This window comes from Bacillus pseudomycoides DSM 12442, assembly GCF_000161455.1.
Taxonomy (GTDB): domain Bacteria; phylum Bacillota; class Bacilli; order Bacillales; family Bacillaceae_G; genus Bacillus_A; species Bacillus_A pseudomycoides.
Genome location: NZ_CM000745.1, coordinates 5,647,972 through 5,657,285 on the forward strand (window position 1 = coordinate 5,647,972; position 9,314 = coordinate 5,657,285).

The 9,314-nt window shown below is 32.2% G+C and carries 5 protein-coding genes and 4 pseudogenes; 4 read left to right on the top strand and 5 right to left on the bottom strand.

The window, feature by feature from the left end; genetic code table 11:
* The 5 genes and pseudogenes from BPMYX0001_RS28495 to BPMYX0001_RS28515 all read right to left on the bottom strand — a co-directional run.
* Positions 1–935: hypothetical protein (locus BPMYX0001_RS28495; protein ID WP_033799545.1), on the bottom strand; the 935-nt coding region annotated here is incomplete at its 3' end.
* Between the two features lie 82 nt (positions 936–1,017).
* Positions 1,018–1,636, bottom strand: a pseudogene (locus tag BPMYX0001_RS29855) (recombinase family protein).
* Between the two features lie 648 nt (positions 1,637–2,284).
* Positions 2,285–3,499 (bottom strand): macrolide family glycosyltransferase, encoded by a 1,215-nt coding sequence (locus tag BPMYX0001_RS28505; protein ID WP_033799546.1) that lies wholly within the window; start codon positions 3,497–3,499, stop codon positions 2,285–2,287.
* An 80-nt stretch (positions 3,500–3,579) separates the two neighbouring features.
* Positions 3,580–4,776 (bottom strand): macrolide family glycosyltransferase, encoded by a 1,197-nt coding sequence (locus BPMYX0001_RS28510; protein WP_033799547.1) that lies wholly within the window; start codon positions 4,774–4,776, stop codon positions 3,580–3,582.
* An 842-nt stretch (positions 4,777–5,618) separates the two neighbouring features.
* Positions 5,619–5,858 (bottom strand): annotated as a pseudogene (locus BPMYX0001_RS28515) (DDE-type integrase/transposase/recombinase); the annotation flags it as partial.
* 55 nt (positions 5,859–5,913) lie between these two features.
* Here BPMYX0001_RS28515 and BPMYX0001_RS35100 point away from each other — a divergent pair.
* The 4 genes and pseudogenes from BPMYX0001_RS35100 to BPMYX0001_RS32550 form a co-directional block, all read left to right on the top strand.
* Positions 5,914–5,997, top strand: a pseudogene (locus BPMYX0001_RS35100) (IS6 family transposase); the annotation flags it as partial.
* Positions 5,998–6,486: 489 nt separating this feature from the next.
* Positions 6,487–8,139 carry a pyridoxal phosphate-dependent decarboxylase family protein gene (locus BPMYX0001_RS28520; RefSeq protein WP_006097621.1) on the top strand — a complete coding sequence of 551 codons (1,653 nt, stop codon included), beginning with the start codon at positions 6,487–6,489 and terminating at the stop codon, positions 8,137–8,139.
* 123 nt (positions 8,140–8,262) lie between these two features.
* Entirely contained in the window at positions 8,263–8,907 is a 645-nt protein-coding gene (locus tag BPMYX0001_RS28525; protein WP_003204295.1) for a hypothetical protein, read from the top strand.
* A 233-nt stretch (positions 8,908–9,140) separates the two neighbouring features.
* A pseudogene (locus BPMYX0001_RS32550) lies at positions 9,141–9,314 on the top strand (IS6 family transposase); the annotation flags it as partial.

A 9,314-nucleotide genomic window follows, 5' to 3' on the forward strand; every position in this document is an offset into this window, starting at 1 on the left:
AGGTAGTTTTTACGATAAAATTGATCGATCATCTGAAGCACGGGGTCCCATTCAGGGTATGGCTCACGTTCTCCAAATACCATTTTCGCTTCTGGAGTATTCATCAGAAAATTATCGATTTGAGTAGGTACTGGCAACCCTAGTTGTTTCCTTACATGGATCAAGAATAAGATTTCAAAAGGATAAAATCCGTATCTGAAATCGCCAAATTCACCTAGCTGTCCGATTTCAGAAGCTAATGCAGAATGATACTGAGACATTATCGAAATTAGATGTTCTATTTCTTCTAAATCACCAGTCGACCAACGTCCCAGCAGTTCATCATAAATGTTCAGGTCTTCAGGGATTAAGTCGCATCGCAGTTCAGCTTCCTTAAACTTATTTTTCGCGGCTAGATGCAATTTTTCATTCGTTCCCATGATGGTTTTATTTTTATACTGCAAATACAGCTCTAGCAAAAACCAAATATGTCTATCCTCTTCATTGGCATTTATTAAATGTCCACCGAAGTGATGAGCCATAAAATCATATAATATATTTTCTTCTTTCTCCCATCCATACATTGCAAAATGAACTAATGTGAGGACGACTTCGCTAAACGAATATTCCAAGATCATCCCAGGATACCTGATTGTATAGAGATCCTGTCCCATGCACTGGTAAAATAAGACTTTCTGCATGTTCTTTAATCCTTCTACATTGTTTCCACCGCTGATCAATACATCGTTTTTCCATAGTGACAAGTGATATGAGGAAATTTTGCTTAGATTTATTAATAGTATGTGATCTTTCTCTGTTTCATTTTGCTCAACGATTTTCTCAATCTTTCTTCTACTGACATTATATTTATCTTTAACATCTTCAAATTTGATTCCATCCACAAAATTTTTGCTATATCTTTTAAAAGCCATTTCTAACTTTTTTTGGTTCATCATTGCATCTTCCCTATGAATTAATCTATTTTCTTATTCCAGTCCTTTACCTTTAACTTTAAGATAATGTTAATAAGACAGATTATTATTTTATTTTTTCTTCATATTGTTTAGCAAGTTTATAAAATGAAGAACGTTTGATGCCATACTTTTTCATGGCTCCTACTGCTGTAATTGAACCGGATTCCCATTCCTTGTAAGCATCCGTGAATTCTTCTGTTATTTCGACAGGCGGACGTCCTAAACGTTTACCTTGTTTTCTGGCAAGAGCAATTCCTTCAGCTTGACGTTGTTTAATATCAATGCGCTCTTTTTCTGCAAAGGCTGATAATATTGTAAGAGTTGCTTTTTGAATCGCACTCTGAATGACATCATTTGTACTTTCTCCAGTGTAATTGACATTAATATATGGTTCCTTTATAAATTGTAAATTTACTCTATGTTTTTCATAGTACCTAAATTCTTCTAATGTATCATTCATATTTCTCCCAAGTCTTGTTAAGGAATCAAATACAATGGTATCTCCAGTACGAGCAAGACGCTTTAGCATTTGTTAATTCTCTCGCTCCATATTTTTTCCAGATTCTTTATCAATGAAAAATATCTCGATCTTCTATCCCTAGATCCTTCATATTTTGAATTTGTCGTTCTTCGTTTTGATCTTTACTTGAAACTCGTACATATCCAAATTTTTTATGTTTCATATGCCACACCTCACTGGTAATTACATCAATAATGTCTGTAAAGGTATATAAAATAAACAGATGTCTGTAAAATTAAAAATCAACATTTATAGACGTGGTTTTTTTAGTTTTCTATATATCTGTAAAGGTATACCTTTACGAACATATAAAAAGAAAAATCCAAAATGGACTCTTCTTTTGTAAATTTAAATAGGGAAGATTTAGATATGTCAGAGCATTCCTCAAATCGTTCTGTAAGTAAATGCCAGAGTGGCACCTCATTCCCTGAATCGTTTCCGTACCCCTAATTCATCTGATACAGAAATTGACATACAAAAACGCCATCCTTTCCTATGATTCTACAGAAAGAATAGCGTATTTTTTCATTTTAGGGGAATTTTGTTTTGTTAGCTGGATAGCGATGTGGCAAACTTTTCTGATAGGCTGATAGGCATGATGTGCTACCTCACATCCATCACCTTAAGTATTTAGAATATATTCAAAGTTAAAAGCACGTTACTATCTTCTTATGTTAATGAGTAAGAGTGACGTGCTTTTTATGGACTTGCATCAAAAACACGAATTATCTTTATTCACCGAAGAGTTATATCGATATATGTCTTTCGCAACTCTTATTAATGAGTATAGCTCAAAGTACTTATCGTCAATTCATTTATCACGGGAACTAGACAAAAATTCTCTTTTAAACTGAAATATTGCATCAACTGCTTTCTTACATCCACCTGCTTCACGTAAACTCTGACCAATTATTTTGCTTCCTTCCCTATAAGTTTTGTTATTAAGTACATTCCTTACCGTTTCTTTCAATAAATCAGATGTAATTTTTGTATAATCCAAAGTCAAACCAGCATTTAAATCCTCGACTCTTTTTGCTACAAAAGGTTGATCATTTGTAATTGGTAAAACAACAAGAGGCGTGTCATAATATAATCCTTCGCTTACACTATTCATACCACCATGTGTAATAAAGACATCTGTATATTTTAAAACCTCTAACTGTGGAACATAAGGACGAATAATGAAATGGGGTGGCATATTAAGAAAACGTCGCATCTCTATTTCCTTACCTACAGAAATTACAACTATTCCATTAAATTCTTTAAATGCATGCAAACATTTCTCATAAAATTCCGGCTGTTTATTTAACTCTGTTCCCATCGAAATGTAAATAACCTCTTTTCCGTCTAACCTATAAAGAGGAAATTCTACTATTTCCTGCCGTGAAGTGATAGAAGGTCCTATAAACTTAAAGGTATGATTAAAACAATGAGCATGAGGTTGAAAATATTTAGAAGTAAAAACTAATGTCATGTCACTTTCATAATGAAAAAGTTGCTCTAATGAATCAACATTCACCCCATAACGATCACTAATTCTATTTACAATCATTTGACATTCCTCAACCAATGGTGAAGTAGGATTAGATTCGATGTTTCCCAGTGGAATTTCCTCCAACATTTCTTTATTCATAGCAAATGTTGTACAGGATGCAATTGTAGGCATAGGTAACATTTCAGCAAGAATTCTGCCTAAAAGAAAATGCTGATCATAGATCATATAATCATACTTTTCACGAGTAATTTCTTCTAAAAGAAAAGGGATGGCATTCTCTGTTACCCTTAAAAATCTATACATCATTTGTAAAGGGTGAAACATGTCCTTCATTCTATTTTTTAAATTAATTTCTTTTAAGTAATCTCCATAGTTTCGAAATTCAACATCTATATTCTTTAATTTATGGCGATATTCTTCCTCGCAATAATAAATAACTTCTTCTCCCCTATTCACTAATTCATTAACAAGACCAATTGTAGGATTGATATGACCTTCTGCAGGAAAATTTATAATCAACGCTTTTGACATAAAAAATCTCTCCATTTCTATATATTTTTATTAGAGTAGATTTCTAGTTGTCATTTTAAGTTTCTTGTTACATTATTTGTCTACACACGACAATTGGAAGTGAACTTTACAATTTCCTCAACTGCCTGTTTATAGCCACCAGATTCACGTAAAGACTCTCCAATCTTACGACTATTTTCTTTAAATTCCTTATCATTCATTACCTTTTCTACTGCTTCACGCAGCATTTCAGGAGTTAATGTTCTGCGATCAAGCTGAACTCCGGCTCCCACCTCAGTGACTCGTTTCGCGACTAATGGCTGATCCCCTGTAACTGGAATCACAACTAACGGGACACCATAATATAACGCTTCGCTAGAACTGTTCATACCACCATGTGTAACAAATACATCTGTATGCTGTAATACTTCTAATTGAGGTACATAATTAAACACTTTAAAATTCTCTGGAATATTTTCAAATTGGTCTATATTTATCCTTTTCCCGACCACTAACACGACCATTGCATTCATATTTCTAAATGCTTCAAAACAGTTCTCATATAAATCCGGTTGCTCATTAAAGACTGTCCCCATGGAAACGAAAATAACTTTCTTTTTTAAAATGTCAACTGGAAAGCTTCCTACCTCTTTACGTACTGCAATTGATGGCCCAACGAATTTAAAAGAATCATTAAATACTTGAGAAAACGGTTGATATTCCTTAGATGTATATACTATCGTAATATCTCCAGGGTGATTCATAATATCATACAAGTTATTACACTTAATCCCATACTTCTCTTCCCATCGTTCCATTCCTAATAAACATGATTGATATAATGGAGAATTTTCATCTACTTTTCTCGATTCAGATTCTTCATTAAAAGTGATGTAATTATTAAAAGCAAATGTTGTACAAGAAGAAATTTTAGGTAACTGTAAAACAGTTGCTATAATGCGACCTACTGCGAAATGATTATCATATATAATATAATCATATTGTTCTTCCTTTATTTCCTCTAGAATCTGGTTTACAATACGATCTGTAGCTGCAATCATATTGGACAACATTTCGACAGGACTATTTCCTTCATTAATTCGATTCATAATATTGATTTGTGGGAGAAAATTTTCATATGCTCGAAATTCCACACCGGTTGCTTCAATTTTATTTCTATAGTCCTCTATACAATACGAAACAACTTTTTCTCCTCTGTGTACTAATTCACTTACAACTGCTAATGTCGGGTTGATATGCCCCTCTCCAGGAAAATTTATTACAAGTACATTCGCCATAATACTCGCTCCTTTCAAACTCATTAACAAAGTTAAATTAATATTTGATTGACCTTTTAATTTAAAGTCTATTATAAACAAATATTTTTTAATATTTCATATGATTAGCTCATTTCATTATTGAGAAATATATTCCTGAGCACTTTGACATGCCTGTTTAACAATAAAAATACTTTTCGATAAACAAATCCCATTTTCTATTTATTCACATTCTCCGGTTAGCAAATAACTGCCTTTGCAAAAACTAGATATTCTTCCTAAATCTCTTAAAAAACATTATTTTAATGATTCTTACAAAAAAAGAATAACACTCTTATTTTCTTTTGTTCTTTTGTTCTTTTACGGTTGTTGCAACACCCATAAATATTAAAGCAACTATAAAGTCGAAGAAATGTACTGGTAAAGGTGTTTTTTCTTTATGAAAGATTCCCGCACAAAGTACAGGTACCAAGAACGTATCCTTTAGTTAGATGACCACTTTCAACATAGCAAAATTATATTTCCTGTAGCCATAGTGATAAATATCTATACTGAACATTAACAAAATTCCGTATGAATATTCTTAATTTACAATCTATTTTTATAATGTTAACCTATAAGTGCAGTAACAATTTGTCAAAATCAAGTCCCCAAACGAGATTTTGAAACAGTCATCTCAATACGCGAGAACAAAACAAAAGAACACTCATGTTGAGTGTTCTTTTGTTTTGTAATAATTAATATAAATATAACGAAATGTTAATTAGATAGAGGCCCAAATATACACGTATATTTAATTTGGTTCTGGTGCAAAGATAAAATAAAAGATAATATAGCTCATATATTTCTAGCGGAATTCTATTTTATGCTGTAAGCCCAAACAATCGATGGATGAATTCTTTCTGGTTTTGGACAGACTGCTCCCGTAAATCAATCTGTTCTTTTTTAATCATATGCATAGCTTTCACTCCTGCAAGAATGGATGTAGCTGCGCCAAAAGACTTGAACCCTAACATAGAACGAACACGTTTCTTAATAAAACGATGATCTTGTTCCACTATATTATTGAGATATCTAACTTGCCTTAGTTGTATGCCTTCAGGGGTTCTGGTGCAAAAAATACTGTCATTGTGTACACTGAAAATATTCATAAATATTAGAAAAGGACACACTTTCCATGGGGAAAAGTCTGTCCAAAAGCAGATACAACTGATTAATATTCTCTTTGGCCTTACCGCATAAGCAGTCATTCCGTTAGGAATGAATCATTCTTTTTACTCTTCATTATCTTTTTGTACCAGAACCATTATTAATAGTTTCATAAAACTGGCCCACAATATTCCCCATCTCTTTATGTCTTCGGAAACTTTGCAACAGAACCTTAAACTACATTATAAGGCGTTTTTCATTATATTCAAATATCTATTACGTTATTTGAATATCTGCTAGGGCACAATTTAAATTTAATAAAGTTTGTAATACTGAAGAATAAATAATTAATTCAGAAAAATTTTTAGCAACTTCATTATATCGCAATTACTTTTTAAAATTAATCAAAAAATTTTTCCTTTACTTTAAATTCCAGAATTCATATAATTTTCTATGGAATTACATTTTTTTCTAAACAGCTCCTGATTCATACACATTCTAAAGGATAAACACAAATCATTTCACTCGTATATTTAACTAGGTAAAATAAAAATCCATATTTTCACAAGGAGAAGTGACCACATGCAAGATATTTTGAATCTATTTCCGAGCGCTGATGGAAATGAAAAAAAACAAAAGCTTTTTTTAGAATCTATGCAAAAAATAGTTGAAAATCTTAGCCGATTAAAAAATGAAGATCGAGCATCTTTAGGTAACTGTGAGGAAAAATCAGACGGATATTACAATAACTTAATTCACCAAAGTCATATACCACTGGCTGGAATTGCTATGTCTGAGGTTATGGAAGAACTAAACCAATTTATGAATGGTCATCCTTATCCCAATAAATACTATTTGTCTAACGCTGTACCACTACCAAGTATTCCATCACTATTAGGTACAATGACCATGGCGCTTTTAAATGGTAATGGCGTTTGGGATGTATATGGCCCTGGGGCAGCTGAAGCAGAAGTAAAAGTTGTATCCATGCTTTCAAAACTGATCGGTTATAATCCGCATAATAGCGGTGGTTATACAACATGGGGTGGACAAGGATGTGTATTTTCAAGCTTACGTTTAGCGATTGCTAAACAATTTCCATTAGCAAAGGAACACGGTGTTCCACAAAATGTATATTGCTTTGCTTCTGAAAATGCACACTATAGTTTATTAAAGTCAGCTGAAGCAACTGGCATTGGGACAAATCACCTAATTAAAGTGAAAACTGACCCTTATACAAATTCTATGGATATAGAAGATTTAGAGGATAAAATGATAAATGTTATTGAAAACGGAGGTATCCCCCTTTATATTCTAGCTACTATGGGGTCAACAGATACATTTACAATTGATGATATAGAAAAAATTAAAGATAGTGCTGAATCAATACAGAAAAAATATAAATTAAAACCTATTTATATTCATGCAGATTCTGCAATGGGCGGATTCTATGGTTTCTTTAATAATTATAACTTTGAAGAAAATCCACTCTCATTTGAACCTAATGTGAAAGATGCCTTACAACTCGTTCAAGGGAAAATGCAATATATGTCTCTTGCAGATAGTGTATGTTTTGATTTTCATAAATTAGGACAAACACCTTATACTTCAAGTATTTTAATCGTGAAAAATCATACTGACTTACAACTTATGGACATCGAACAAAATGACACACCTTATCTTGGTAATAGATCATATGGCAGTTATCATACAGGCTATACCTTAGAATGTTCACGAGCTGGTAGTTCTATTCCGATGTATATAAATTTATTAGCCTTTGGAATTGAAGGATATCAAAAATTATTAGCAAATTATGTTCGTGTAAATCTATTATTTAGGGAGAAATTGCGCAAGGCTCTTCCTCAAGTAGCAATAACAAATGATTTTACTTATGGACCAATTACAACATTTCGTTTCTATATGAATGGAGATGGCCAGGTAAATTGGGAAAAGGAGCGTACAGGTCTCGCAACACAAGAAGAGATTGAGGATACAAATCGGTTAAATATAGAACTATTTAATTACCTAGGAAAAAATCGTGATCAAATATTCTTTGGCGATACAACTCGTTCTTGTGTAGTAGATGTAATAAACAGTTGTGACAGAAAACCAATTTCTACATTAAAATTCTTTTCTATCTCGCCATATACAAATGTTGAATGTTTAGATGAGATTGTAGCATTTCTTCATAAACATGTATCGATTGCTACTAAACAGATTTATTCATATGTTTAATAACCTTATTTGTTAGCGCTTTAATATTTAAACTTAACTACATTAAATAAAATTTCCAATCCCTTTTAATCAATATCTAATTTCAATTTACCACTATCTATATTAAGAAATGAGGAAAAATATATGAATATAGAGCTACTAGATACACACCACGTGAAAGATGCAGCACATTTAATTGCACATTCTTTTGTGAATAACGAACCTCTTGTAAGCAGTTTACAAATTCCTTTTGCTCCTTTTCACAAAATGTGCGAGGAAATGGTAAAACAAGCTGTATCTCAATCTATGTCATTTGTAGCAATAGAAAACTTTCAAATTGTTGGTGTTCTTTTAACAAGAAAAGTAACTCAACCATTAATAGATAAAGATAAAGCGAGTGAACTGTGTCCACAAATGGATCCCATTTTTCTACTCTTAGATACTTTAGAAACGGAATCAATTGAGTTTTCAAATTTAGATAAAGAAAGATTAGTCTATCTAGATATGGGCGCTTGTCATCCAGATTGGATGGGCAGTGGGGTAGTCACTACTCTTATTTCACATGCTATTCAAGAAATAAGTACAAGAGATTTTGATTTTATTGCTGCTTGTACAAATAAAATTTCTCAAAAAATCCTTAAAAAATTGTATAAGACTTTTGAGATTAATGAAATAGTGTATAATAAATTTCCTTATAAGGAATCATTGCCTTTTGCTAACACAACAACTTCCTTAACAGCTCAATTATTATATATACCTCAATCTCAATTTGTCATTAAAGCTATATAATTTTTAGAACTACTATAAATTCGAAAAAAATTATCCTATATGTGCATGAATCCTAAATTATTACTTTTCAAATAGTATACCCATACTTTTATAGCAGCTAAAAAAGGCTCCGAATTGAGGAGTCTTTTTCTTTATAATTGGTCAATATCTTAACTTTTTCGGATTCTGGTGCAAAAAACCTCTTAAACTTGGACATACTGATATTACTACTCTAGAAAAGGTGCGTAACCAGTATGGAAAAGGAAAATTTGTTCAAATGGAAGCATTATCAGCCTGAACTCATCTTATTAACAGTAAGGTGGTATCTACAGTACAATTTGAGCTTTCGAAACCTAGTGGAAATGATGGAAGAAAGAGGTTTATCCATTACTCACACAACGATTATGCGCTGGGTTCATCAATATGGA